Below are 25,531 nucleotides of genomic sequence, written 5' to 3' on the forward strand. Positions count from 1 at the left end.
CGTCCCTCTTTGTCTTCAACATTTGAATGGTGCGCTTAGCGAAGACGCTGACTGATCACCTTGGAGACGCCGTCGCCCTGCATGGAAACGCCGTAGAGGGCGTCCGCGACCTCCATCGTCCGCTTCTGGTGCGTGATCACGATGAGCTGGGAGCTCTCCTGGAGCTCCTCCATGATCCGGATCAGCCGCTGCAGATTGGTGTCGTCGAGCGCGGCCTCGACCTCGTCCATGACGTAGAACGGGCTGGGGCGCGCCTTGAAGATGGACACCAGCATGGCCACGGCGGTCAGCGAGCGCTCGCCGCCGGAGAGCAGCGACAGCCGCTTGACCTTCTTGCCCGGCGGGCGGGCCTCCACGTCGATGCCGGTCGTCAGCATGTTGTCGGGGTCGGTGAGGATCAGCCTGCCCTCGCCGCCGGGGAACAGGCGGGAGAACACGCCTTCGAACTCCCGGGCCGTGTCCCGGTAGGCCTCGGTGAAGACCTGCTCGACGCGCTGGTCGACCTCCTTCACGACTTGAAGGAGATCCGCCCTCGTCTTACGGAGATCCTCCAGCTGCTCACTGAGGAACCGGTGGCGCTCCTCCAGCGCGGCGAACTCCTCCAGGGCGAGCGGGTTGACCTTGCCGAGCTGCTGGTACGCCCGCTCGGCGACCTTGAGCCGTTTCTCCTGCTGGGCCCGGACGAAGGGGCCGGGCCGGTTGCGCGGGTCCTGCGGGTCCTCCGCGAGCACCTCGCCGTCGGCCGGCGGGGACGGGGGTACCGGCTGGTCGGGGCCGTACTCGGCGACCAGGCCGGCGGCCGGCATGCCGAACTCCTCCAGCGACCTGGCCTCCAGCGCCTCGATGCGCAGCCGCTGTTCGGCGCCGAGCACCTCGCCGCGGTGGACCGAGTCGGTGAGCTTGTCCAGCTCCCCCTTCAGTTCCCGGCCGCGGTTGCGCGCCTCGCCGAGGTCCCGCTCGCGCAGGCCTTTCGCCCGTTCGGCCGTCACCCGCTCCTCGTCGGCCCTGCCGAGCGACACCTCCACGTGCGCGAGGAGCTGGCGGGAGCCGTCGGCCACCGCCCGGGCCACCTCCGCCTCGTGGCGCAGCCGTGCCCGGCGCCGTTCGGCGCGGGCCCGCGCCTCGCGTTCCGCACGGGCCCCGCGGTCCAGCGAGTCCGCCCGTCCGGCGAGCCCCTTGACCCGCTCCTCCAGGGTCCTCAGCTGCAGCCGGGCCTCCATCTCGGTCTGCCGGGCGTTGGCGCCGTCGGCCGCGAGCCGATCCCGCCGGGAGCCGTCCGGCTCCTCGTCCATCGGCATCTCCTCGGCGGTCGCCAGCCGCTCCGCGCACTCCTCCACCTCGGCCAGCGCCTGCTCCAGGGCGTCCTGGGCCCTGGCCGCGGCGGCGGCGCTACGTTCGGCCTCGCCCGCGGCGCCCTTCGCCTGCCCGGCGAGCCGCCCGAGCTGCTGGGCGACGCCCGCCCGGGCCGCTTCCGCGGCGCGCCGTCGTTCGGCGAGCTCATCGACCAGGGCGGCCGTGTCCTGACGGTGGTTCTGGGCGGCCGTGCGGGCCTCGGTGAGTTCCGCGCACCGCACGCCGAGCCGGTCCAGCTCGGCCGCGGCCTCGTCGACGGCGGCCTGCACCTCGATCAGGCTGGGCGCACCGGCGGAACCGCCGTGCGCGAGGTGCGCTCCGAGCACGTCGCCGTCGAGGGTCACGGCCACCGCGTCGGGCCGCTCCGCGACCAGCGCCTCGGCCGCGTCCAGGGTCGCGACCACGACGTGGTCCCGCAGCACCCATTCCACGGCCCGCCGCACCTCCGCGTCCCCACCGACCAGCTCGGCGGCCGGTACGGGCGCGCCCGTGGGTCCGCCGGCCACGACCGGCTGCGGGGCGGGGGCCGGGGTCGGGGTCGGGGTCGGGGTCGGGGTCGGGACCGACGTACCCACGCTCGCCGTCGGCTGCGGGGCGGGCGCGGGAAGATTTCCGTCCCGGGAGGGGGCCGGGTGGGGGAACGCTCCCCCACCCGGCGTCGCGCCGGAAGCCGCGCCCGGTGCCCCGTCCGCCGGTCCGGCCGAGGCCTGGCCCGGGAGGGCGGGTGCCGCCGGGGCGATCAGCAGGGTGGCGCGGCCCGCGTCCGCCTCGCGCAGGTGGCGGATCGCGTCGGCCGCCGCCCCGGCGGAGGCCACCGCCAGCGCGTCCGCGGCAGAGCCCAGTGCGGCGGCCACGGCGACCTCGTACCCGGGGGTCACCGACAGCCGCTGCGCCGCCGGTCCCAGCAGCCCGGCCAGCCGCTCCCGCGCCGCGAGCAGCGCGCCCGTACCGTCCTTGCGGCGCAGCCCCAGCGCCAGCGCGTCGCGGCGCGCCGAGACGGCCGCCCGGGAGCGCTCCGCCTCGGAGAGCTCCTCCCGGGCGGCGGACAGTTGCGCCTCCGCCCGGGCCAGCGCGTCCCGCGCGCTCTCGTGGTCCGTGTCGGCGGACGGGTCCTCCAGGCCGCCGACCTCCTCCGCCAGGGCCTCGTACTCCTCCTGCGCGGCGGCGGCACGGGACCCGGCCGCGTCCCGTGCCGCGACGAGCCGGTCGATCTCGGCCTGCGCCGCCCCCGCGCGGGAGCGGGCCGCGCCGAGCCGCCCGGTCAGCCGGGCCAGTCCCTCGCGGCGGTCGGCGATGGCCCGCGCGGCGTCCCGTAGCCGGCGTTCCTCCTCGGCCAGCTCCCGCTCCAGCTCCGCCCGATGCTCGGCGGTGTCCTCCAGCGCCCGCGAGGCCGCCTCCAGAGCCGCCGTCAGTTCCGCCTCCTGCTCGCGGATCCGCGTGGCCTCCCGTTCCATCTCCTCGGGATCGCGGCCGCGCCGCTCCTCCTCGGGCGGCGCCGAGGCACTCTTGATCCGCGCGTCCGCCAAGGAGGCGGTCCCCCGGACGCGTTCGGCGAGCTGCGACAGCTCGTACCACGTCTGCTGGGCCCGCTGCAGCCGCGGCGCGAGTTCCCGTACCGCCTCCTCCAGCTCCGCCTCGCGCCGCACGGCGCCCGCGAGCTGGGCCTCGGCGGCCTCCTTGCGTTCCTTGAGCGCCGCCTCGTCCGCGATCTCCGCGTCGAGGGCGCGTCGCAAGAGGACCAGGTCGTCGGCGAGCAGCCGCAGCCGCGCGTCGCGCAGGTCCGCCTGGATCACGGCCGCCCGCCGGGCGACGGCCGCCTGCCGTCCCAGGGGCTTGAGCTGGCGCCGCAGCTCGTCGCCGAGGTCCTGGACCCGGGCGAGATTGGCCTGCATCGCGTCCAGCTTCCGCAGCGCCTTCTCCTTGCGCTTGCGGTGCTTGAGTACGCCGGCCGCCTCCTCGATGAAGGCGCGGCGGCCCATGGGATCGGCGTGCAGGACGCCGTCCAGCCGGCCCTGTCCGACGATGACGTGCATCTCGCGGCCGATGCCCGAGTCGGAGAGCAGTTCCTGGATGTCGAGCAGGCGGCAGGTGTCACCGTTGATCTGGTACTCGCTGCTGCCGCCGCGGAACATGATCCGGGTGATGGTGACTTCGGCGTAGTCGATGGGCAGCGCGCCGTCGGAGTTGTCGATCGTCAGGGACACCTCGGCGCGCCCGAGCGGCGGGCGCCCCGTGGTCCCGGCGAAGATGACGTCTTCCATCTTCCCGCCGCGCAGGGACTTGGCCCCCTGCTCACCCATGACCCAGGACAGCGCGTCCACCACATTGGACTTGCCGGATCCGTTCGGGCCCACGACACAGGTGATTCCGGGCTCGAAGCGCAGGGTGGTGGCGGACGCGAAGGATTTGAAGCCACGCAGGGTCAGGGACTTGAGGTGCACGCCGCCGGACTCTACCTTTCGCGTTCGGTTTCACCCATGAAGGTGCTGGGCACAACTGACGCCAATGGGATCAGGCCCCCCACCTGGCCCTGTAATCCCGGGCACGGCCGTCGGGGAAGGGGACCCGCGGGAAAAGGCCGCGGAAGAGGCGGAGAAGGGGAGAAGGAAAGAAAGAAGGGACGCCGAAGCGTCCCTTGCAGATCATGCGGGGCTGGAGTCGAGCGTCGAGTGAAGCGCGGGTCAGGTGAGCGCAGGCTCCGCCTGGGGTACGTCGATGTCGATGCTGCCGAGCAGCGAGTCTCCGTCGTGCTGAGCGGCGGCCGCGTTCAGCGCGTCATTTTCGGACTGAATCCGTACGAGCTCGGACTCGAGGTCCTGGACGCGCTGCTGAAGCCGTCGCATCTCGGCGAGGAGTCGCGGGTCGGAACCGCCGACGTAACCGAGAAGCGCCTTTGCCATGATGGATGGTCCTCCACACTGAGTGACCGACCGAAGCGGTGTGGGTCGTGAGGGAATCGCACCCGCGGATGTCCGGCAGCGACTGTCAGTCACTGCGCTTGCTACTGCCAACACTGCCAAACAGCTCAGGTGCGCGGGGCTTCCAGCGTCTCACCAAAAAGTTTGACGGTCAACACGATCACGCCCCGTATCCATGGGCGCCCCGGTCCCCGCAAGGGATGTGGAGATCATCCTCATCTTCGAGCCTTCCACGGATCAGCCGCGTCGGCAACGCGTCGACGACGAATGCGCAGTTCCGACCGGGTGCGGACGATCAGAGATGTGATGAGTGCATGATCAGTCGATCGGTCATCGCATCCCGAATCCGTCGTAGCCACCGCGCGGTGTGCCCCAGATCTCTGTCACTCCGTCCACCCGCCCGGGCGTGTCGCGGGAGCGCAACCAGTCGAGCAGCCGGTGGCAATTCTCACGTTGACCTTCGGCGACCACCTGCACTCGCCCGTCGTCGAGGTTGAGCGCGAAGCCGACGACCCCGCCGATCTCCAAAGCGTTCTCCCTGGTGAACCAGCGGAAGCCCACTCCCTGCACACGGCCGCGCACCCACGCGGTCAGACGGACGTCTTCATTCATGCGTGAACGCTAACCGGACGGGGACTTTCGGGTCACATCGCCCCTTGGACCCATGGCGTACAGTCGCGCAGCAATGAACTCACCCATTTGGGTGGGTAAGGGTTGATCTTGAACCGGCAAGGAAGGCACGCTCCGATGGGCCGTCACCGTCTCCCCGCCGCGCCGCACAGCGGCGGCAAGCGCGGTACCGCCGTGCGCACCGGCCTGCTGGGCGTCTCGGTGGTCGTCGCCCTCGGCACCGCGGCCGTCACCACGGGCATGGTCCCGGTCGCCGACTCCTTCCCCTATGTGGGGGTCAGCGCCACGGATTCCGCCACCCCGGCGGCCAAGGCCAAGGCCCAGGCCGACCCCGACACGGCACTGCGGCAGCAGAACGGCCTCGTGAACCTGTCCGGGCGCGCCTCCGCGGCTACCGGCTCGGGCAGCGCGTCCCCGAAGTCGTCGACCTCGGCCGCCCCGTCGGCGTCCGCCTCCCCGAGCGCCTCGGCCGCGCCGAGCGCCTCCGCCTCCCCCGGCGCCTCCCCCGGCGCCTCTGCCGTGCCGTCCGCCGCGCCCACCACCTCGGCAGCACCGGCTCCGTCGACCAAGGCGCCGTCCGCCAAGGCCCCGGCGACGAAGGCCCCCTCCCCCAAGGCCTCCCGGACGAGCCCCGCCGCGCCGGTCGTACCGGCCGCCCCGGCGCCCGTCACGAGCCAGGCCCCCGCCCCGACCCCCTCGAAGTCGGCCACCCCCGCGCCCCGCCCGCCCCTGGACGGCCACTCCGCGGAGGAGGCCACCGTCGTCGAGCTGGTGAACCAGGAGCGCGCGCTGGCCGGATGCGGCCCGGTCCGGGCCAACCCGCCGCTCGCGGCCCTGGCCGGTGCCTTCAGCCTGGACATGGCCACCCGCGGCTTCTTCGGCCACGAGGACCCCGAGGGCAACACCCCGTGGGACCGCGCCACCAAGGCCGGGATCTCAGGCCTCGGCGGCGAGAACATAGCCCGCGGCCAGGGTGACGCCGAGGCCGTGATGAAGGCATGGATGAACAGCCCGGACCACAAGGCGAACATCCTGAACTGCGAGTTCCGCACCCTGGGTGTCGGCGTCCACGACGCGGCCGGCGGCCCCTGGTGGACCCAGGACTTCGGTTTCTGAGCCGAGCCCGCGAGGGCTCAGACCGCGGCGGCGGCCAGGGCGGCGCGGCCCGCGATGACGATGCGGGTCTGCTCGGTGACGCGGCGGCCCAGGTGCTCGGCGGTCGCGATGTCGGCCTTGTGGACCGCGTCCGCACCCTCGTCGGAGTTGGACTGGGCGGCGGCGCCGGCGAAGAAGCCGAGACGGTTCAGGTCGTTCTCGGAGGCGGTGCTGGAGTTCCAGCCCGGCTTCAGGCCCAGGTTGATCCAGCTCATGCCGTGCTGCGCGGCCAGGATCTGGAAGAACTGCAGGGTGTGCAGCTTGTCGCCGCTCTTGGACGCGGAGTTCGTGAAGCCCGCCGCCACCTTGTCCTGCCAGGCGTCGCCGAACCAGCGCTTCGAGGAGGCCTCGGCGAAGACGTGGAAGGCGCCGGAGGCGGTGCCCATGTACGTCGGGGATCCGAAGACGATCGCGTCGGAGGCGTCGAGCAGCTCCCACTGGGCGTCGTCGATCTCGTCGACCTTGATCAGGTGAACGGTCGCCCCGGCGTCCACGGCGCCGCTGCGGACCGCCTCCGCGACGACGGCGGTGTGGCCGTAGCCGGAGTGGTAGGCGATCGAGACGACGGGGGTGTGCGTGATTGCGGACAAGGCTGATCTCTCCCTCGGGAAAACTCTCGTCGCGGCACAGGGCGTGGTGCGACGAGAGAAAGAGAACCACTAACTTTTGGAAAGCGCAACCCTCGGGTTAGCGCTGCCGGGGAGTACGCTGATGCGTATGGAGACCCCTGCCTGTACCGAAGCCGCCGACACCGAACAACCGTTCGATGTCTTTGCGCGCGCCTGCCCGTCCCGGGAAACCCTCGAACACGTCACCGGCCGCTGGGGCAGCCTCACCGTGGGCGCCCTGCGCGAAGGCCCGTGCCGCTTCAACGAACTACGCCGCCGCGTGGACGGCGTGAGCGAGAAGATGCTCTCCCAGACCCTGCACGCGCTGGAACGCGACGGCATAGTCAACCGCGAGGCGCAGCCCACGAACCCGCCGCGCGTCGACTACGAACTGACCCCGCTCGGCGTCGAGGTCGCGGACCGCCTGCTCGCGCTCATCCACTGCCTGGAGGGGAACATGCCGGTGGTGCTGGGCGCCCGGGAGTCCTACGACACCACGCGCGGCGGTCGCTGACAGCGCGGGCAGAAGTAGCTCGACCGGTTCATCCACGGTCGGCGCCGTATCGGCGTACCGCAGCGTCGGCAGGGTTCGTCCTCGCGCCCGTAGGCGTCGAGCGAACGATCGAAGTAGCCCGACTCCCCGTTCACGTTGACGTAGAGGCTGTCGAAGCTGGTGCCGCCGACCGCGAGGGCGGCGTTCATGACGTCCCGGGCATGGCCCAGGAGTTCCGCGCTCCGCAGACGTGTGAGGCCCGTGGTGGGGCGCTCGTAGTGCAGCTTGGCGCGCCACAGCGCCTCGTCGGCGTAGATGTTGCCCACCCCGCTGATCAGGGACTGGTCCAGCAGTGCCCGCTTGACGGTGGTCCGCTTGGCGCGCAGCGCGAGGTGGTAGGCGCCTTCGTCGAAGAGCGGGTCCAGCGGGTCGCGCGCGATGTGCGCGATCACGTCGGGCAGCCCGTCGGTGCTCTCGGCCGCGACCTCGTGCAGCGAGAGGCCGCCGAAGGTCCGCTGGTCCACGAAGCGCAGTTCCGTCCCGGCGGCGCCCGCGGCGGAGCCGCTGTCGGAATCGGTGAAGCGCACGCGGATCCGCAGGTGTTTCTCGTCGGGGGCGTCCTCGGGCTGCACCAGCAACTGCCCGCTCATCCCGAGGTGCCCGAGCACGGACAGGTCCCGGCCTGCCAGCGGCAGCCACAGGTACTTCCCGCGCCGCCGCGGGATCCCGAAGGTCTCCCCGCGCAGCCGCGCCGCGAAGTCGGCCCCGCCGCCCGGATGCCGTCGAACGGCCCGCGGATGCAGGATCTCGACGGCCTCGACGGTCCGCCCGGCCACCCAGCGCTCCAGCCCCCGCCGCACGACTTCGACTTCGGGCAACTCGGGCACGGGGCACCTCCGGTGGGAGTGGAACTGACGCTCCCGGCGAGCGTACCGGCCGCCTGGAAACGGAACCGCCCGCCCCTGCGAGGCAGGGGCGGGCGGGTACATCCCGAAGGAAGGGTCAGGCGTCCGACGCCGAGTCGGCGGGCGTCGGCACCCCGCCGTTCTCGGTCCCTGCCGAAGCCGGGACCTCGGCGGGAGCGGTGGTCGCGGCAGCTGCCGCGGTCCGCTCGTCCGCGGCGGCACGGATCCCGCGCCATGCGGACTCCGCAGCCTGCTGTTCCGCTTCCTTCTTGCTGCGGCCGGTGCCGGTGCCGTACGAGACACCACCGACGCGAGCGGCAGCGGTGAAGGTCTTCTCGTGGTCCGGACCGGTCTCGGAGACCAGGTACTCGGGCACGCCAAGGCCTTCGGCCGCCGTGAGTTCCTGGAGACTGGTCTTCCAGTCCAGGCCGGCCCCGAGGTTCGAGGACTTCTCGATGAGCGGGTCGAAGAGCCGGTGAACCAGCTCCGAGGCCGCGTCGAGGCCCTGATCGAGGTAAACCGCGCCGATCACCGCTTCAAGGGTGTCGGCGAGGATGGAGGCCTTGTCCCGGCCACCCGTGCCCTCTTCGCCCCGGCCGAGCCGGATGAAGGAGCCGAGTTCGAGGCCGCGCCCGACCTCCGCCAGTGCGCGCGAGTTGACCACCGCGGCCCGAAGCTTGGCCAGCTGGCCTTCGGGGAGATCCGGGTGGGTCGTGTACAGCGTGTCCGTGACCACCAGGCCCAGCACGGAGTCCCCGAGGAACTCCAGCCGTTCGTTGGTGGGCAGACCGCCGTTCTCGTACGCGTACGAGCGGTGGGTCAGTGCACGCACCAGAAGGGCGGACTCGAGTTGATACCCGAGCCGCCCTTCCAGAAGCTTGTGGGACGAGGCCGCGTTGTTACTGTCTGCCTGCTTCTCAGCGTTGGACAGCTCAGACATTGCGCCTCTCACCAGCCGCTCAGACCTCGAGGACCTGGCGCTTGTTGTAGGTGCCGCAGCTCGGGCACGCAATGTGCTGGAGCTTCGGCTCCTGGCAACGCTCGCACGAAACCAGGGTGGGGACCGCAGCCTTCCACTGCGACCGGCGGTGGCGCGTGTTGCTGCGCGACATCTTCCGCTTCGGAACAGCCACGGCTACTTCTCCTGCTTCTCGGCGGCGCCCTGAACTCCGTCAGAGGCAGTGCCGCTCATGTTGTCCTTCTCGTCGTCCTGATCGGTCACGACGAGTCCCTGCAATGCCGCCCAACGGATGTCGACGGCGTCATGGTGGTGGTCCGGGTCGTCGTTCAGGCTGAGCCCGCAATCGGGGCACAGTCCGAGACAGTCCTCCCGGCACACCGGCTGCATGGGCAGTGCGAGCACCACCACATCCCGCAGCACGGGTTCGAGGTCGAACAAGCCGTCCTCGAGGAAGAGCGTGTCCTCGTCGTCCTCGGCGTCGTCGGCCGGTTCCGCCTTGGAGCGGCTCCGGTCGTCGGCGTCAGGGTACGAGAACATCTCCTGGAAGTCCGCCTTGAGCTCGCGCTCGACGGACTCCAGACACCTTACGCACTCCCCTACGGCCGACGCACGGGCGGTGCCTGTGACAAGCACCCCTTCCATGACCGACTCCAGGCGGAGGTTGAGCTTCACCGGGGCGCCTTCCGGCACTCCGATGACGCCGGCGAGACCGAAGTCCGCCGGTGCCGCGATCTCACGGGACAGCCGCTGCATGGCACCAGGACGCCGGCCCAGCTCGTGCGTGTCGAACACGAGGGGGTTGTGGTGGTCGAGGCGGGTATTCAGGGCCGTTCCTGCTTTCACAGATCGCTGAAGATCAAAGATTCCGCCGCACTAGGGCAGCATGGATCGCGGTGCATACGCGCGACCGAACAGCCAGGATACCCGCAGCGGGGCCCAGCGCCCAATCCGGTGTCAGCGCCCCTGTTCGTACTGGCGCAGCTGGTCCAGGTTGATCATGCTCGTGTCGAAGAGGCTGGTCTCGTCGAGCGACGGCTGTGGGTCCTGCGGCTGCTGCGGCTGCTGGTAGGCGGCATAGGGGTCGGGCTGCTGCTGGTAGGCCCCGTACGGGTCCTGCTGCTGCTGGTAGCCGCCGTACGGGTCCTGGTAGGCGTACACGTCCTGCTGCTGCGCGGCGGGCTGCGCGGGCTGCTGGTAGGCGTACGTGTCGTACGCGGGCTCCGCCTGCGCCGGGATCGGCGCCTGGCCGTGCGGCGGCTCCGGCTCGGCCAGGCCCGCCAGGAAGTCCGAGTCGCTCGCCGAGCGGGACTGCTGTCCGCCGGCCGCGTCCTGGGCGGCCATGTGGACACCCAGGTCGTCCGTCGGGACCCGGCCCAGGAGCTTCTGGCGACCGCGGCCCACGGCCTCCAGGGTCTTGGAGAGCACCGCCTCGAAGGTCGCCAGCTTGGTGTCCACGTAGGCGTCCGCCTGCTGCCGCTGCGTCTCGGGGTCGTGGCTGCGCTCGGGGGCGTCCATGTCGGGGTAGCCGTGCTCGTCCAGACCCGGTCCGCGGCCCAGGAGCTTCTCCCGCCCCCGGTCCACCGAACCGATGGTCTTGCTCAGCACGACCTCGAAGTTCGCGAGCTTGCTGTCGACGTAGTCGTCGGCCTCGGCCCGGATCTCCTCCGCCTCGCGACGGGCCTCCTCCAGGATCCGGTCCGCCTCGGCCTGGGAGCGCCGCGCGATCTCGGTGTCGGAGATCAGCGAACCGCGCTGGTTGTGGGCCGCGTCGATGATCCGCTCCGCCTCGCGGCGGGCCTCCTCGACCACCTGCTCCCGGCCGCCGATGAGCTCCTGAGCCTGCGCGAGCGAGCCGGGCAGCGCCTGGCGCACCTCTTCGAGCTGCTCCAGCAGCTCGGCGCGGTTGATCACGCAGGAGGCCGACATGGGCATGGATCGGGCGCCGCCGACGGCCGCGACGATCTCGTCGAGCTTCTTCTGCACGTCCATGGGGGCTCGCACTCTCTCGGCCTCAGGCGGTTCCTGAGACGACGGGACGACTGTAAGGCCACGGGGTGCGCCCCCGACACCGCCTGACGCCCTGTCGGTCGGTCAGCGGTTGCGCAGCCGCTCCAGGAGCGCGGCGTGGACGTGCGCCGGCAGCAGGTGGGCGACGTCACCGCCCCAGGCCGCGACCTCCTTGACCAGCGAGGAGGACAGGAAGCTGTAGGTGGGGATGGTCGGGACGAACAGCGTCTCGACGCCCGACATGCCCATGTTCATCTGGGCCATCTGGAGTTCGTAGTCGAAGTCGCTGACCGCGCGCAGGCCCTTGACGATGGCCGGGATGTCCCGCTCCTTGCAGAAGTCGACGAGCAGCCCGCGGAAGGCCTCGACCTGGATGTTGCCGTAGTCGGCCGTCGCCTCGCGGATCAGCTCCATCCGCTCCTCGACGGTGAACAGACCCTGCTTCGACTCGTTGATCCCCACGGCGACGTACACGACGTCGTACAACCGGGAGGCACGTCCGATGATGTCGAGGTGTCCGTTGTGGATGGGGTCGAAGGACCCCGGACAGACGGCGCGGCGCAACTGAACTCCCTCGTTCATGAGTCTTCGCCGGCGAGAGCGGCGCGGCCGTACCACAGGGTGCCCTCGCCGTACTTGCGGGACCGGAGCGGCACGAAGCCCTCGGGCCACGGGAAGGCACCGCTCCTGGTGCTGCGTTCCACGGTGACGAGCGCATCGCCGGTGATCCAGCCATTGGACCGGAGTGTGAGGAGGATCTCCCGCAGGTCCGCGCTGTCCACGACGTACGGCGGGTCGAGGAAGACGATGTCGTACGGGTCCCCGGCGGCCTTGGCCGCGACGATCTGCTCGGCCTTGCCGGCGCGGAACTCGGCGCCGGGCAGGCCCAGCGTCCGGATGTTGTCCCGGATCGCCTTGGCGGCCTTGGCGTCGGCCTCGACGAGCAGGGTGTGGGCCGCGCCCCGGGAGAGCGATTCGAGGCCGACGGCGCCGGAGCCGCCGTACAGGTCGAGCACCCGGGCCCCTTCGACGCCGTGCAGCGACTCCCAGGTGGAGAAGAGGCCTTCGCGCATCCGGTCCGAGGTGGGCCGGGTGCCGGTGCCGGGGGGCACGGCCAGCCGTCGCCCGCGGGCACTGCCGGCGATCACGCGGGTCATCTGGGGTCCTTCGGTACGACGGTGGGTGGAGTGCCCCGGCGATGCCGCGGCACTCCAACGATAGGTCGTACCGCTCAGCCCTTCTCCAGGTACTGCTCGCGCTCGGTGTCGAGCAGCGCGTCCAGCGCGGTGCGCAGGCCCGGCAGGCCCTCCAGCGCGGGATCCTCGGCGACGACGCGGGTGGCCTCCTCCCGTGCCTGGGCGATGATCTCCTCGTCCTCGATGACCGCGAGCATGCGCAGCGAGGAGCGGACTCCGGACTGGGCCTGGCCGAGTACGTCGCCCTCCCGGCGCTGTTCCAGGTCGATCCGGGAGAGTTCGAAGCCGTCCAGGGTGGCGGCGACGGCGGCCAGCCGGGCCCGGGCCGGGCCGGCCTCGTGCATCTCGCTGACCAGCAGGCACAGGCCGGGGGCGGAGCCACGGCCGACGCGGCCGCGCAGCTGGTGGAGTTGGGAGACGCCGAACCGGTCCGCGTCCATGATCACCATGACGGTGGAGTTGGGGACGTTCACGCCGACCTCGATGACGGTCGTGGCGACCAGCACCTTGACCTCGCCGGCGGCGAACCGGCGCATGACGTCGTCCTTGTCGGAGGGGTCCATCCGGCCGTGCAGGACCTCCACCGAGAGCCCGGCGAGCGGACCGCGCGTGAGCTGCTCGGCGATCTCCACGACCGCGAGCGGCGGCCGCTTGTCCCCGCCCTCCTCGGCCGCCTTCTTCTTGGGATCGTCCTCCCCGTCGCCGATGCGGGGGCAGACCACATACGCCTGGTGCCCCTTCTCGACCTCCTCGCGGACCCGTTCCCAGGCCCGGGCGAGGAAGTGCGGCTTGTCCTTCGAGGGCACCACGTGCGTGGCGATCGGGGAGCGTCCGGCCGGGAGCTGGTCGAGGACGGAGGTCTCCAGGTCGCCGAAGACGGTCATGGCGACCGTGCGTGGGATCGGGGTCGCCGTCATGACCAGCAGGTGCGGGGGCTGCTTCCCCTTGGAGCGCAGCGCGTCGCGCTGCTCGACGCCGAAGCGGTGCTGTTCGTCCACGACCACCAGGCCGAGGTCGTGGAACTGCACCTTGTCCTCGATCAGCGCGTGCGTGCCGATCACGATCCCGGCCTCACCGGTGACCAGGTCGAGCAGGGCCTGCCGGCGCGCGGGCATCCCCATGGAGCCGGTGAGCAGGACGACCTTGGTGCCCTGGTCGGAGCCGCCGAGCATGCCCCCCTCGGCCAGTTCGCCCATCATCTCGGTGATGGAGCGGTGGTGCTGCTGGGCGAGCACCTCGGTGGGCGCGAGCATGGCCGCCTGGCCGCCGCTGTCGACGACGGCCAGCATGGCCCGCAGCGCAACCATCGTCTTCCCGCTTCCGACCTCGCCCTGCAGGAGACGGTGCATGGGGTGTTCGGTGGCCAGGTCGTCGAAAATCTCCTTGGAGACGGTCTGCTGGCCCTGGGTGAGGGTGAAGGGCAGTTTCGCGTCGAAGGAGTCGAGCAGGCCGCCGGGGACCGGGCGGCGCGGGACCGCCGGGAGCTGGGAGTCGGCGTGCCGGCGGCGGGCCAGGGCGACCTGGAGGACGAAGGCCTCGTCCCACTTCAGACGCCCGCGGGCGTCCTCGATGTCGGCCTTGGTGCCCGGCCGGTGGATCTTGAGCAGTGCCTCGGTGAGCGGGACCAGCCCGCGGCCCTCGCGCAGGGCGGGCGGCAGCGGGTCCACGGCCTCCTGGGCGCTGGGCAGCACCGCGTCCACGCACTTGGCGATCTTCCAGGACTCCAGCTTGGCGCAGGCCGGGTAGATCGGGATGAGCTGATGGGCGAAGGCGGTCGCGGCGTCGTGGTCGGAGGCGTCCTGGCCGAGCGGCTCGTAGGCGGGGTGGGAGAGCTGGAGCTTGCGGTTGAACATGCCGACCTTGCCCGCGAACATCGCGCGCGTCCCCGGCAGCAGGTCCTTGTGCGGCTTGTGGACTCCGGCGCCGAAGAAGACCAGCTGGAGGCGGCCGTTGCCGTCGGTGATGGTCACCTCCAGGCGCTTGCCGCGGCCGCCGTTGAAGGTGAGGATCCGGGCGTCGGCGACCTGCGCGACGACGGTCACGTGCTCGTCGATCTGGTCGGCGAGCTCGGCGAGCGAGGTCAGCTCGCCGCGCTCGGCGTACCGCCGCGGGTAGTGGTGCAGCAGGTCCAGGGCCGTGTGCAGGCCGAGCTGCTCGGCCAGCACCTTGGCGGTGGCGGGTCCGAGCGTCTTCTTGAGGTCTTCGTCGAGCGCGGGCACGTGTTCATTGCACACCATGGCGCTGACAAGCCCGCTATTCCACCCCGACGAGGAGCGGCGCCGAGTACCGGCCGCCCCGGTAGGTGACGGTGTCCACGGCGAGGTGGCCCTGCTGGACGTAGGCCTCCAGGCGTTCGGCGACGGCGTCCGGCACGTCGGGTCCCAGGACCAGCGTGACGAGTTCGCCGCCGGAGCCCAGCATCCGGTCCAGGACGGCCTCGGCGGTCTCGGCCAGTCCCGAGCCGATCACCGCGACGTCGCCGTCGATGAGGCCGAGCACGTCGCCGGCCTGGCAGATGCCGGCCGAGGTGAAGGACTGCCGTTCGGCGACGGCCAGTTCTCCGTACCGGGTGGCACCGGCCGCCGCCGTCATGGCGACCACGTCCTCGTCGAAGCTGCCCTCCGGGTCGTGCACGGCGAGGGCCGCCAGGCCCTGGACCGCGGAGCGGGTGGGGATCACGGCCACCCGTACGCCCTCGGCTCGGGCCTGTTCGGCCGCCGCGGCCGCGGCGGCGCGCAGGTCGGCGCCGCCCTGCAGCAGCACCACCTCGCGGGCGTGAGCGCGGCGGACCGCGTCGAGGAGTTCGGCGACGGCCGGCGGCTCCCCGGGGCGGACGAGCACGGTGGTCGCTCCCGCCTCCCCGCACAGCCCGGCCAGTCCCTCGCCGGGGACGACGGCGACCACGGCGCGCTGGGCGCGCTCGCCCCGGGCCCGGCGGCGTTCGTCCCCGAAGTGGGTGATCCGTATCCGGTAGGGCCGCCCCGCCACGACTCCGGCCTCCACGGCGGCGCCGGGGTCGTCGACGTGGACGTGGACGTTCCACAGTCCGTCGCCGCCGACCACGACCAGCGAGTCACCGAGTCCGTCCAGGCGTTCGCGCAGTTCGCCGACGGCCGCCTCGGAGGCCTCCAGCAGGTAGATCACCTCGTACGCGGGCCCGTCCTCCTCCTGCGCGCAGGGGTCCGGCGACGGCGGCACGGGCACCGCGCGGCCGCGTACCGGTTCGGCGGCCGGCTCCTCGCCGGACAGCGCCTGCCACAGGGCGCCGAAGACGACGACCAGCCCGCAGCCCCCGGCGTCGACCACGCCGGCCCGGCCCAGTGCGGCGAGCTGCCCGGGGGTCTCGGCCAGGGCGGCGCGGGCCCCGTCGTAGGCGGCTCGGGCCACCTCGACCGCGGTCCCGGCGGCGGCTCCGGCCGCCTCGCCGGCCCGGGCTGCGGCGCCGGCGACGGTGAGCATGGTGCCCTCCACCGGGTGCGCGACGGCCGCGTACGCCTCCTCGGCGGCCCGGGTGAGTGCGCGGGCGAGCAGCCCGCCGGGGCCCTGCCCGGCCTGTTCCACCCGCGCCGCCGGGTCGTCGCCCAGTACGTCGGCCACTCCGCGCAGCAGCTGCGCCAGGATCGTCCCGGAGTTCCCCCGGGCTCCCACCAGCGCCCCGTGCGCCCAGGCCCGTACGGCCTCGGCCAGGGAGGTCCGCGCTGTGCCGTCGGTCACCTCGGGGAAGGCCTCGGCGAGGCCGCGGTCGGCCGATTCGGCGGTGAGGTAGAGGTTGGTTCCGGTGTCCGCGTCGGCGACCGGATAGACGTTGATCGCGTCGATGTCCTCGCGGGCCCGGCCCAGTGCGGCCAGGGCCAGCGAGCTCCAGGTGCGCACCGCTTCGGCGTCGAGCTCGTCGGCGGGCTGCGGCTGCGGCTCGTGCGGCACCGGGCGTTCCTCCTTGTGCGGGCCAGGGTTCACCGCAGGGTAACGAAGGACCGCCCGGGCGTCGGGACCGCGGGGCGGGGGTGGCGGCGGCCATGGTAGTTTTCTTGGACGGACGCAGTCGTTGTATGCTGCTCCGGTTGCCCGGCGAGAGTCGGGCCATTCCCCCGGCAAACCACTTCAGACCTCTGAATCCGGTGCGCCGGTTTCACTGTAATTGCATCTGAAGTCTTGGAGTGACCTGTGGCTGCCAACTGCGACGTTTGCGCCAAGGGGCCGAGCTTCGGCAACAACATCTCCCACTCGCACCGCCGCACCTCGCGTCGCTGGAACCCGAACATCCAGCGCGTCCGTGCCGTGGTCAATGGGACGCCGAAGCGCCTCAACGCCTGCACCTCGTGCATCAAGGCCGGCAAGGTCTCGCGCTGACGCCTCCCGTCGTAGCGCAGCCCTTTCCGGTTGCCAAAAAGGCCGGTTCACCTCTGGTGAACCGGCCTTTTGCCTTGTCCGGACCCGGACCCGGACCCGGGCCAGGGGCCGACCGCCCGGCCCCTGGTCCGGCCGGGCGGTCGTGGCGAGGTCAGCGCCACTGCCAGGCGTGATCCACCGGGCCGATGCCCCCGCCGAGCGCGAAGCCGGCGGCGATGGCGCCCGTGACGTACTCCTTGGCGGCCGTGACGGCCTCCGGGACGCTCAGTCCCTTGGCCAGGCCGGCCGCGATCGCGGAAGCCAGGGTGCAGCCGGTGCCGTGGGTGTGCCGGTTGTCGTGGCGGGGGGCGCGCAGCCACCGCTCCTCGGCGCCGTCGGTGAGCAGGTCCACCGCCTCGTGGCCGTGCGCCGCGAGATGTCCGCCCTTGATCAGCGCCCACCGCGGTCCGTGGTCGAGGATCGCGTCGGCGGCCCGCCGCATGTCGTCCTCGGTCTCCACCACCACGCCCGTGAGCTGGGCCACCTCGTCCAGGTTGGGGGTGGCCACGGTGGCCCGGGGCAGCAGCTCCTTGCGCACGGCGTCCAGCGCCGAGGCGGCGAGCAGCGCGTCCCCGTGCTTGGAGACGCCGACGGGGTCCACGACGGCCGGGGCCCGGGTGTCCGCCAGCAGCGCGGCCACCGTCTCGACGAGGTCGGCCGAGGAGAGCATCCCGGTCTTCACTGCCTGGACGCCGATGTCGTCCACGACGGCCCGGTACTGGGCCGTGACGGCCTCGGCGGGCAGCTCCCAGACTCCCCGTACCCCGAGCGAGTTCTGCGCCGTCACGGCGGTCACCACGCTCATGCCGTGCACCCCGAGCGCCAGCATGGTCTTGAGGTCGGCCTGGATGCCCGCGCCGCCGCCGGAGTCGGATCCGGCGACGGTCAGGCACAGCGGCGGGGCGGTGCTCACAGCACGCCGTCCTGGGGGGCCGGGTCGGTCCCGAAGTGGTCCCAGCCGCCGGTGCTGGTCCAGGGCGCGCCGTCGACGGTCACCTGGGGCAGCGCGGAGCGGTTGAGCACCTCGCCGATGACCTTCCAACGGGCGGGGAGCTTCACGTCGGGCGGGAAGGTCGCCACGATCGCGTGGTCCTCTCCCCCGGTGAGCACCCACTGCAACGGGTCCACGCCGACGGCCTGTCCGATGTCGTGCATCTGGGTCGGGATGTCGACCGCCGCCGAGCGCAGGTCGATCCGTACCTTGCTGGCGTCGGCGATGTGCCCGAGGTCGGCGATCAGGCCGTCGCTGACGTCGGTCATGGCCGTGGCGCCGAGCCCGGCCGCCGCGGGGCCCGCGTGGTACGGCGGTTCGGGGCGCCGGTGCGCCTCGACGAAGGCCCGCGGGGAGCGGAAGCCGCGCGAGAGCACGGCGAAGCCGGCCGCGGACCAGCCGAGCCAGCCGGTGACGGCGACGACGTCGCCGGGCTGGGCGCCGGAGCGCAGGACGGGCTCGTGGTTGCGCAGGTCGCCGAGGGCGGTGATGGCGACGGTGATGACGTCCCCGCGGACGACGTCCCCGCCGACCACGGCCGCGCCGGCGACCTGGCACTCGTCGCGGATCCCGTCCATCAGCTCGGTCGGCCAGGTGACCGGGAGCTCGGCGGGGACGACCAGGCCGAGCAGCAGCGCGGTCGGCACCGCGCCCATGGCGGCGATGTCGGCGAGGTTCTGCGCGGCGGCCTTGCGGCCGACGTCGTAGGCCGTGGACCAGTCGCGCCGGAAGTGCCGGCCCTCCAGCAGGATGTCGGTGCTCGCCACGACCCGCCGGTCGGGGGCGGACACCACCGCGGCGTCGTCGCCCGGTCCGAGCCGGACCGCCGGGGTGGTGGTGAGCCGTGAGGTGAGCTCCCTGATCAGCCCGAACTCCCCCAGCTCGCCGACAGTGCCCTTCATCGCTGTGCCCCTTCTTGCCCAGTCCGCTTGCGGTCGCGAGCCGTCTCAGCTCTGGGTACCGTCAACAGATACGTCAACTTCTGCTCTCCGTACGCCCCGCTGTGCGTGGCGCCGGGCCCGCGGGTCTCCCCGCGACGCACGGCGACGCGGTACCGTGGCGTCCCTTCTTCCCCCGGCCCGTTCAATCGTGTGGGGCCCACCCGAAGGTTAGGGGAAATGATCCTCGTGGCCGCCCTGGAGGTTCCGTGGTACAGGCGTACATCCTTATCCAGACCGAAGTGGGCAAGGCGTCGTTCGTCGCCGAGTCCATCGGCCAGATCCCGGGGGTGATCCAGGCCGAGGACGTGACGGGTCCGTACGACGTGATCGTGCGTGCCCAGGCCGACACCGTGGACGACCTCGGCCGTATGGTCGTCGCCAAGGTCCAGCAGGTGGAGGGGATCACCCGCACCTTGACCTGCCCGGTGGTCCATCTGTAGCCCCCGTCTACTCTTGGCCGGTGATGTCCCTCCACCACCGGCCCCTGCGTGTCCGCGCCCTGTCGGCCCTGCCCGCCTCGATGGCCCTCCTGGCCGTCGCGGCGTGCTCCCCGGGCGGATCCGAAGCCCGGGTGTCTCCTCCGCCCACGCCGCCCGACGCCGTCGCGCGGCTGTGTGCGGCACTGCACAAGGAACTCCCGGAGACGGTGGCCGGCCTGGCGCGGACCCGAACCGAACCGGAATCCGATCTGACCGCCGCGTGGGGCGGTTCGGCGATCGTACTGCGGTGCGGTATCCCCAAGCCCCCCAAGATGCTCGATCCGAAGCAGGACGGCGTCCACGTGAACGGAGTGGCCTGGCTGCTGGAGAAGCTCGACGACGGTTCCGGCGGGGGGTTCCGGTTCACCACCGGGCTGCGGTTGGCCTACACCGAGGTCCAGGTCGACAAGGAGCATGCCACGGATGCGGGGATGCTGGTCGGTCTGTCCACGGCGATCTCCGCGACCGTGCCCGAGGGCATCTCCTCCTACTGAGTGCCGCGCGACCGAGTGTCGCGCACCCGCCGCCGGGCACCCGGCACACCGCCGCCCGCCGCCCGCCTTCGAAGGCGGTCGGCGGGCGGTCGGCTTGTCGGACGACGCTCGGGTCTCAGCGCAGGCCGGTGGAGCGGCGCAGGGCCGCCTGGATCAGGCTGTCCACCAGCTCCGGGTACTCGATGCCCGTCTTCTGCCACATCAGCGGGTACATGGAGATCGGGGTGAAGCCCGGCATCGTGTTGATCTCGTTGATGACGAAGGTGCCGTCCTCGGTGAGGAAGAAGTCGGCACGCACCAGGCCCTCGCAGGACGCGGCCTCGAAGGCCTCGATCGCGAGCCGCCGCACCTCGGCGGTCTGCTCCGGGGTGAGCGGGGCGGGCACGATCCCGGAGGCGGAGTCGATGTACTTCGCCTCGAAGTCGTAGAAGTCGTGGCTGGACACCGGCGGGATCTCGGCCGGGACGCTCGCGCGCGGCCCGTCCTCGAATTCCAGGACCCCGCACTCGATCTCGCGGCCGCGCAGCAGCGCCTCCACGATGATCTTCGGGTCGTGGCGTCGGGCTTCCCTGATCGCGGCGTCCAGTCCGGAGGCGTCGTCGACCTTGGTGATGCCGATGGAGGAGCCGGCCCGGGCGGGCTTGACGAACAGCGGCCAGCCGTGTTCGGCGGCGAAGTCCAGGATCTTGCCCGTGGCGGCGTCCCGGTCGGTCTCCCACTCGCGGGGCCGGACGGTCACGTACGGGCCGACGTTCAGCCCGAAGGACGTGAACACCCGCTTCATGTAGTCCTTGTCCTGGCCGACGGCCGAGGCGAGGACACCGGAGCCGACGTACGGGATGCCGGAGAGCTCCAGGAGGCCCTGGAGGGTGCCGTCCTCGCCGTACGGGCCGTGCAGGACGGGGAAGACGACGTCGACCTCGCCCAGGGCCTTGGGGACGGCGCCCGGTTCGGTGTAGACGACCTGGCGGCTGGCCGGGTCGACCGAGAGCACGACGGCGCCGTCCTCGGAGTCGGCGAGCTCCTCGACACTCGGGAGCTTGCGGTCGGCGATGGCCATCCGCTCGGGCTCGTCGGCGGTCAGCGCCCATCGGCCGTCCGTGGTGATGCCGATGGGCAGCACCTCGTACTTGGAGCGGTCGATGGAGCGCAGCACGGCGCCCGCCGTGACGACCGAGATGGCGTGTTCCGAGCTGCGGCCGCCGAACACGACGGCCACGCGGGGCTTGCGGCCCTGCTGCTCAGGGGTCTGGGGGAGGTTCTCGCTGCTCATATCGCCACGAGAGTACCCGCTCAGGCGTGCGGAATGGAGTCAGCGACGTTCCGGTTTGGCGCTGCGCCCCATCAGGTCCTTGAGCGCGACCAGGGTCGGCTTGCCGTGGTGGACGATGTCCACCACCGTGTCGGTGATCGGCATGTCCACCCCGTAGCGGCCGGCCAGATCCGCCACCGACTGGCAGGACTTGACGCCCTCGGCGGTCTGCTTGGTGACCGCGATGGTCTCCTCCAGGGTCATCCCGCGGCCCAGGTTGGTGCCGAAGGTGTGGTTCCGGGAGAGCGGCGAGGAGCAGGTGGCGACCAGGTCGCCGAGGCCCGCGAGGCCGGAGAAGGTGAGCGGGTCGGCGCCCATCGCCACGCCGAGGCGGGTGGCTTCGGCGAGTCCGCGGGTGATGAGCGAGCCCTTGGTGTTGTCGCCCAGGCCCATCCCGTCCGCGATGCCGACGGCGAGGCCGATGACGTTCTTGACGGCGCCGCCGAGTTCGCAGCCGATGACGTCGGTGCTCGTGTAGGGCCGGAAGTACGCGGTGTGGCAGGCGGCCTGGAGGCGCTGGGCCACGCTCTCGTCCACGCAGGCGACGACGGAGGCGGCGGGCCTGCGGGCGGCGATCTCGGCGGCCAGATTGGGGCCGGTGACCACCGCGATGCGCTCGGCGGGGACCTTGGCCACCTCTTCGATGACCTCGCTCATCCGCTTGGCGGTGCCGAGTTCGATGCCCTTCATCAGGGAGACGAGCACGGTGTCGGGGGCCAGCAGGGGCGTCCACGCCGCGAGGTTGTCGCGCAGGGTCTGGGAGGGGACGGCGAGGACGGTGAAGTCCGCGCCGGCCGCGGCCTCGGCCGGGTCGGTGGTGGCCCGGAGGTTCGCGGGGAGTTCGACACCGGGGAAGTAGTCCGGGTTGGTCCGGCCGGTGTTGATGGCGTCGACCACCTCCTGGCGGCGGCCCCACAGCGTCACCTCGCAGCCCGCGTCGGCGAGCACGATGGCGAAGGCCGTACCCCAGGAGCCTGTTCCGAAGACGGTCGCCTTCACGGGACGTGTCACTTGTTGCCCTCCCCTGCGGCCTTGCGCCGCTGTTCCGCCCTGGCGTTTCGATGGTCGTACGGCTGCTCGGGCGCGGTCTCGCCGCGCACCTCCTCCAGCAGCGCGGTGATGGCGGCCATGATGACCTCGGTGACCTCCCGCAGGACCTCCGGGGTGGGTTCCCGGTCGTGGAAGGCGGAGAGGTCCACCGGCGGTCCGGCCAGTACCTGGAGGGTCTTGCGCGGGAAGAGCCGGACCTTGTTCTCCTTGGCGTAGGGCGGCATCGCGAGGTTCGCGCCCCACTGGGCCACCGGGATGACGGGTGCCTTGGTGATCAGCGCCACGCGGGCGGCGCCGGTCTTGCCGGCCATCGGCCACATGTCGGGGTCGCGGGTGAGGGTGCCCTCCGGGTAGAAGGCCACGCATTCGCCGCGTTCGATGGCGTCCACGGCGGCCCGGAATGCGTCCAGGGCGTTGGTGGACTCCCGGTAGACGGGGATCTGTCCGCTGCCGCGCAGGATCGACCCGACGATCGGAACCTTGAAGAGGGCGGCCTTGGCGAGCAATCGGGGCACGCGGCCGGTGTTGTACTGGAAGTGCGCGTAGGAGAGCGGGTCCAGATACGAGTTGTGATTGACGGCGGTGATAAACCCGCCCTCGGCCGGAATGTGCTCCATTCCCCGCCAGTCCCGCTTGAAGAGCACTACCAGCGGCGGTTTCGCGATGACCGCCGCCAGGCGGTACCAGAAGCCGATTCTGCGGCGGGACACTCGGACACCTTCCTCTAGGACCGGTGCGCGGCTTGGGCACCTCGTCGGCCGGACAAGTGTCACCCCACGCCCGGTCTCTGTCGAGAACACCGTACGCCCCGCTCACCCCGCCGTACTCCCGGGTTGCCCGGGCGGAGGCGACAATGGGCCGACACATGACCCGGCCATGACCTGACCATGGCCGAAGGATGTGCCGGAGCGCACCGGAGGGAAGGGGTCCGTCACGAACGCCGTCTGGAGTCTGGTGGTCCCGCTGAAGCCTCTGGCGGTGGCGAAGAGCCGTCTCGCGCGGGCCGTGGGCGCCGCTCGCCCGGGCCTCGCCCTGGCCTTCGCCCAGGACACCGTCGCGGGGGCCCTGGCCTGCGCGGCGGTCGCGGATGTGGTGGTCGTCACGGACGACCCCGCGGCCGGCGCGGAACTGGCGCGGCTCGGTGCGCGGATCGTCTCCGACGCCCCGGCGGCCGGGCTCAACGCGGCCCTGGACCACGGGGCGCGGGCGGTGCGGGCGGGGCGGCCGGGCGCCGCGGTGGCCGCGCTGAACGCCGATCTGCCGGCGCTGAGGCCACCGGAATTGCAACGCGTGCTCGAAAACGCTTCGGTATTTCCGCGGGCATTTCTGGCGGATGCGGCCGGAATCGGGACGACCCTGCTTTCCGCCGCGCCGGACGTGGAATTGACCCCCTCGTTCGGCGGGCCGTCACGGGCCAGGCATTCGGCCTCGGGGGCGGTGGAAATCGCCCTGGCGGACGTCGACAGCGTGCGCCGGGACGTGGACACGGCGGCCGATCTACGCAGCGCCCTCACCCTCGGCGTGGGGCGTCACACCGCCCGATACAGTGCCCGTATGCAGGCGACCGCGTACACGTACGACTCCCGGACCCGCAGCGGCAGTGTGCTGCTGGACGACGGCACTCCGGTGCCTTTCGAGGCCCCCGCCTTCGACGCGGGCGGCCTGCGGCTGCTGCGCCCCGGGCAGCGGGTCCGGATCGAGACGGACGGCGCGGGCGCGAGCCTGCGGATCACCCTGGTGACGCTGCAGACGTTCTGAAGGGACGGCCGCCCGCGACCCGTACGGGTCCGCGGCGCGCCGAACGCACCGCGGGCCGGCTCCCCCACATGGGGAAAGCCGGCCCGGCCTGTGTGACGCGTGCCCCTACTTCTTGCGGGCGGTGGTCTTCTTCGCGGTGGCCTTGCGCGTCGCCGTCTTCTTGGCGGGCGCCTTCGTCGCTGCGGTGACCTTCTTGGCCGCCGGCGCGGTCTTCTTCGCCGCGGCGGTGGTCTTCTTCGCGGCGGGCGTGGCCTTCTTGGCCGCGGTGGTGGTCTTCTTGGCGGCCGCGGTGGCCTTCTTGGCCGTGGCGGTGCTCTTCACCGCCGCCTTCTTGGCGGTCGCCGTGGCCTTCTTGGCCACTACCTTCTTTGCGACCGCGGTCTTCGCCGCGGCCTTCTTGGCGGTGGTGGCCTTCTTCGCGGCGGCCTTCTTCACCGTCGCGGAGGCACCACCCGTGAGGCTGCCCTTGGGCGCCTTCTTCACGGACACCTCGCCACCCTTGGGGAGCTTCTTGGTGCCGCTGACCAGGTCTTTGAAGCCCTGGCCGGCACGGAAGCGGGGCACAGAGGTCTTCTTGACCCGGACGCGCTCACCCGTCTGCGGGTTGCGGGCGTAACGGGCCGGACGGTCGACCTTCTCGAACGAGCCGAAGCCCGTGACCGAGACCCGGTCGCCCGCGACGGTAGCGCGGACGATCGCGTCCAGTACCGCGTCGACAGCGTCCGCGGCCTGCTGACGGCCGCCCAGCTTGTCGGCAATCGCTTCTACGAGCTGCGCCTTGTTCACGTCTTCCCCTTCGGAGACTTCGCCAGAACGAATGTGTTCAAGCTTATTTCGCACGTTAGGCGGATATATACCGCAAATCAAACACGAAACGGGCTAATCACCCTAGTGCCGCAACGCTGTAGGCCGTTACGGAGTTCCTTCGCATCAGTCGCCTTCAGGGAATCGACCCTCGTCGAGGTCCTTCATCAACCTGTCCAGGCGCCTGGCCGCATCGGCGAGATCATGCTTCGTCGCGGCCGTGACGACCAACAGCTTCCGGGACAGCGCCATCCTTACGCCCTCCGGGACTTGCAGTGAGCGCACCCGTGTGTGTGCTTCTTTCAACCGGTCCGCGACGAGTTCGTAGAGCTCGAGTTGACTGTCGCGTTCCATGCACAGATTGTGCCATCTGGGGCGAGTTGTCGCCTCACGGGGCCTCAACAAACGGCTGTGCCCCCCGCCGGAAGGCGGGGGGCACAGTGTTGTCGATGTGATCACCAGCAGGTGAATAAGCGCTGATCAGGCAGGAATCAGAGCTGAATCGTGCGCGGCTTGAAGGTGGGCCGAGTGCTTTCGTACGTGGCGATGTCCGCTTCGTTCTGAAGGGTGAGCGAGATGTCGTCCAGGCCCTCCAGCAGACGCCAGCGGGCGTTGTCGTCGAGCTCGAACTCCGCGACGACACCCTCCGCTCGCACCTGGCGGTCGACCAGGTCGACCGTGATCTCGGCGGTCGGGTCGGCCTCCGTCAGCTTCCACAGCCGCTCGACGGTCTCCTGCGGGAGGACGACGGTCAGCAGACCGTTCTTCAGGGAGTTCCCACGGAAGATGTCGGCGAAGCGGGAGGAGATGACCGTCTTGAAGCCGAAGTTCTGCAGGGCCCAGACGGCGTGCTCGCGCGAGGAACCCGTACCGAAGTCGGGACCGGCGACCAGGACGGTCGCGCCGGCGCGCTCGGGTCGGTTCGTCACGAACTCCGGGTCCTTGCGCCAGGCCTCGAAGAGCCCGTCCTCGAACCCGTCACGGGTGATCTTCTTCAGCCAGTGGGCCGGGATGATCTGGTCGGTGTCGACGTTGCTGCGGCGCAGCGGGACGGCCCGGCCGGTGTGGGTGGTGAAGGCTTCCATGG

The 25,531-nt window shown here is 71.5% G+C and carries 26 protein-coding genes and 1 pseudogene; 6 read left to right on the forward strand and 21 right to left on the reverse strand.

Annotated elements, in window-relative coordinates; all coding sequences use genetic code 11:
* Positions 1-35 precede the first annotated feature (35 nt).
* The 3 genes from BCL76_RS24055 to BCL76_RS24065 form a co-directional block, all read right to left on the reverse strand.
* Positions 36-3,794, reverse strand: coding sequence for an AAA family ATPase (locus tag BCL76_RS24055; RefSeq protein WP_109781503.1), 3,759 nt, complete (start codon positions 3,792-3,794; stop codon positions 36-38).
* A gap of 240 nt (positions 3,795-4,034) precedes the next feature.
* Entirely contained in the window at positions 4,035-4,253 is a 219-nt protein-coding gene (locus BCL76_RS24060) for a hypothetical protein (RefSeq protein ID WP_030012524.1), read from the reverse strand.
* A 348-nt stretch (positions 4,254-4,601) separates the two neighbouring features.
* Entirely contained in the window at positions 4,602-4,883 is a 282-nt protein-coding gene (locus BCL76_RS24065; RefSeq protein WP_109781504.1) for an acylphosphatase, read from the reverse strand.
* A gap of 135 nt (positions 4,884-5,018) precedes the next feature.
* Between BCL76_RS24065 and BCL76_RS24070 the strand changes: the two genes are divergently transcribed.
* Positions 5,019-6,017: a CAP domain-containing protein gene (locus BCL76_RS24070; protein ID WP_109781505.1), complete on the forward strand. Its 999-nt coding sequence runs from the start codon at positions 5,019-5,021 to the stop codon at positions 6,015-6,017.
* Between the two features lie 17 nt (positions 6,018-6,034).
* Here BCL76_RS24070 and BCL76_RS24075 read toward each other — a convergent pair whose 3' ends face one another.
* Positions 6,035-6,646 carry a flavodoxin family protein gene (locus BCL76_RS24075; protein WP_030773542.1) on the reverse strand — a complete coding sequence of 204 codons (612 nt, stop codon included), beginning with the start codon at positions 6,644-6,646 and terminating at the stop codon, positions 6,035-6,037.
* 127 nt (positions 6,647-6,773) lie between these two features.
* Between BCL76_RS24075 and BCL76_RS24080 the strand changes: the two genes are divergently transcribed.
* Positions 6,774-7,178: a winged helix-turn-helix transcriptional regulator gene (locus BCL76_RS24080; RefSeq protein WP_109781506.1), complete on the forward strand. Its 405-nt coding sequence runs from the start codon at positions 6,774-6,776 to the stop codon at positions 7,176-7,178.
* On the opposite strand, the gene mutM is transcribed toward BCL76_RS24080, so the two are convergent.
* The 9 genes from mutM to BCL76_RS24125 form a co-directional block, all read right to left on the reverse strand.
* Positions 7,151-8,044: a bifunctional DNA-formamidopyrimidine glycosylase/DNA-(apurinic or apyrimidinic site) lyase gene (mutM, locus tag BCL76_RS24085; protein ID WP_109781507.1), complete on the reverse strand. Its 894-nt coding sequence runs from the start codon at positions 8,042-8,044 to the stop codon at positions 7,151-7,153. The two genes, BCL76_RS24080 and mutM, sit on opposite strands and share 28 nt — an antisense overlap.
* Before the next feature lie 115 nt (positions 8,045-8,159).
* Positions 8,160-9,002, reverse strand: a complete 843-nt coding sequence (gene rnc, locus BCL76_RS24090; protein WP_109781508.1) for a ribonuclease III — start codon at positions 9,000-9,002, stop codon at positions 8,160-8,162.
* A 19-nt stretch (positions 9,003-9,021) separates the two neighbouring features.
* Positions 9,022-9,195: a 50S ribosomal protein L32 gene (rpmF, locus tag BCL76_RS24095; protein ID WP_003965982.1), complete on the reverse strand. Its 174-nt coding sequence runs from the start codon at positions 9,193-9,195 to the stop codon at positions 9,022-9,024.
* A 2-nt stretch (positions 9,196-9,197) separates the two neighbouring features.
* Positions 9,198-9,848: a YceD family protein gene (locus tag BCL76_RS24100; RefSeq protein ID WP_258309881.1), complete on the reverse strand. Its 651-nt coding sequence runs from the start codon at positions 9,846-9,848 to the stop codon at positions 9,198-9,200.
* A gap of 129 nt (positions 9,849-9,977) precedes the next feature.
* Complete coding sequence (locus BCL76_RS24105) at positions 9,978-11,012, reverse strand: cell division initiation protein (protein ID WP_109781510.1); 1,035 nt, start codon at positions 11,010-11,012, stop codon at positions 9,978-9,980.
* 102 nt (positions 11,013-11,114) lie between these two features.
* Positions 11,115-11,594: a pantetheine-phosphate adenylyltransferase gene (coaD, locus tag BCL76_RS24110; protein WP_181382719.1), complete on the reverse strand. Its 480-nt coding sequence runs from the start codon at positions 11,592-11,594 to the stop codon at positions 11,115-11,117.
* A 14-nt stretch (positions 11,595-11,608) separates the two neighbouring features.
* A complete protein-coding gene (gene rsmD / locus BCL76_RS24115; RefSeq protein ID WP_109781512.1) occupies positions 11,609-12,187 on the reverse strand; it encodes a 16S rRNA (guanine(966)-N(2))-methyltransferase RsmD in 579 nt (192 codons plus the stop codon).
* Between the two features lie 74 nt (positions 12,188-12,261).
* On the reverse strand, positions 12,262-14,463 hold the full coding sequence (gene recG / locus BCL76_RS24120) for an ATP-dependent DNA helicase RecG (protein ID WP_181382695.1): 2,202 nt from the start codon (positions 14,461-14,463) through the stop codon (positions 12,262-12,264).
* A 16-nt stretch (positions 14,464-14,479) separates the two neighbouring features.
* Positions 14,480-16,150, reverse strand: coding sequence for a DAK2 domain-containing protein (locus tag BCL76_RS24125; protein WP_109781514.1), 1,671 nt, complete (start codon positions 16,148-16,150; stop codon positions 14,480-14,482).
* Positions 16,151-16,390: 240 nt separating this feature from the next.
* On the opposite strand from BCL76_RS24125, the gene rpmB reads away from it, so the two are divergent.
* Positions 16,391-16,576 (forward strand): 50S ribosomal protein L28, encoded by a 186-nt coding sequence (rpmB, locus tag BCL76_RS24130; protein WP_007266795.1) that lies wholly within the window; start codon positions 16,391-16,393, stop codon positions 16,574-16,576.
* Positions 16,577-16,727: 151 nt separating this feature from the next.
* On the opposite strand, the gene thiD is transcribed toward rpmB, so the two are convergent.
* Complete coding sequence (thiD, locus tag BCL76_RS24135) at positions 16,728-17,528, reverse strand: bifunctional hydroxymethylpyrimidine kinase/phosphomethylpyrimidine kinase (RefSeq protein ID WP_109781515.1); 801 nt, start codon at positions 17,526-17,528, stop codon at positions 16,728-16,730.
* A complete protein-coding gene (locus BCL76_RS24140; RefSeq protein ID WP_033222867.1) occupies positions 17,525-18,508 on the reverse strand; it encodes a thiamine-phosphate kinase in 984 nt (327 codons plus the stop codon). Before BCL76_RS24140 ends, thiD begins: the two co-directional genes overlap by 4 nt.
* A gap of 245 nt (positions 18,509-18,753) precedes the next feature.
* Here BCL76_RS24140 and BCL76_RS24145 point away from each other — a divergent pair, with 245 nt between their 5' ends.
* Positions 18,754-18,987 carry an Lrp/AsnC family transcriptional regulator gene (locus BCL76_RS24145; RefSeq protein ID WP_030011290.1) on the forward strand — a complete coding sequence of 78 codons (234 nt, stop codon included), beginning with the start codon at positions 18,754-18,756 and terminating at the stop codon, positions 18,985-18,987.
* Between the two features lie 23 nt (positions 18,988-19,010).
* Positions 19,011-19,520, forward strand: coding sequence for a DUF3515 domain-containing protein (locus tag BCL76_RS24150; protein WP_109781516.1), 510 nt, complete (start codon positions 19,011-19,013; stop codon positions 19,518-19,520).
* A 115-nt stretch (positions 19,521-19,635) separates the two neighbouring features.
* Here the strand turns inward: BCL76_RS24150 and BCL76_RS24155 are convergent, their stop codons facing one another.
* From BCL76_RS24155 to BCL76_RS24165, 3 genes are read right to left on the reverse strand one after another with little or no spacing between them, the layout of a single operon-like run.
* Entirely contained in the window at positions 19,636-20,793 is a 1,158-nt protein-coding gene (locus BCL76_RS24155) for a D-alanine--D-alanine ligase family protein (protein WP_109781517.1), read from the reverse strand.
* 39 nt (positions 20,794-20,832) lie between these two features.
* Entirely contained in the window at positions 20,833-21,843 is a 1,011-nt protein-coding gene (locus BCL76_RS24160) for an NAD(P)H-dependent glycerol-3-phosphate dehydrogenase (RefSeq protein WP_109781518.1), read from the reverse strand.
* Positions 21,840-22,592 carry a lysophospholipid acyltransferase family protein gene (locus BCL76_RS24165; protein WP_030773501.1) on the reverse strand — a complete coding sequence of 251 codons (753 nt, stop codon included), beginning with the start codon at positions 22,590-22,592 and terminating at the stop codon, positions 21,840-21,842. The genes BCL76_RS24160 and BCL76_RS24165 overlap by 4 nt, the downstream gene beginning before the upstream one ends.
* 190 nt (positions 22,593-22,782) lie before the next feature.
* Here BCL76_RS24165 and cofC point away from each other — a divergent pair.
* Positions 22,783-23,433: pseudogene (gene cofC, locus BCL76_RS24170) on the forward strand (2-phospho-L-lactate guanylyltransferase); the annotation flags it as partial.
* Between the two features lie 312 nt (positions 23,434-23,745).
* Here the strand turns inward: cofC and BCL76_RS24175 are convergent.
* The 3 genes from BCL76_RS24175 to leuD form a co-directional block, all read right to left on the reverse strand.
* Complete coding sequence (locus tag BCL76_RS24175) at positions 23,746-24,426, reverse strand: HU family DNA-binding protein (protein WP_109781520.1); 681 nt, start codon at positions 24,424-24,426, stop codon at positions 23,746-23,748.
* A 144-nt stretch (positions 24,427-24,570) separates the two neighbouring features.
* Positions 24,571-24,798, reverse strand: coding sequence for a hypothetical protein (locus BCL76_RS24180; protein ID WP_033222859.1), 228 nt, complete (start codon positions 24,796-24,798; stop codon positions 24,571-24,573).
* A 137-nt stretch (positions 24,799-24,935) separates the two neighbouring features.
* Positions 24,936-25,529 carry a 3-isopropylmalate dehydratase small subunit gene (gene leuD / locus BCL76_RS24185; RefSeq protein ID WP_109781521.1) on the reverse strand — a complete coding sequence of 198 codons (594 nt, stop codon included), beginning with the start codon at positions 25,527-25,529 and terminating at the stop codon, positions 24,936-24,938.
* Positions 25,530-25,531: the final 2 nt, after the last annotated feature.

The organism is Streptomyces sp. CG 926, assembly GCF_003148825.1.
Lineage (GTDB): Bacteria > Actinomycetota > Actinomycetes > Streptomycetales > Streptomycetaceae > Streptomyces.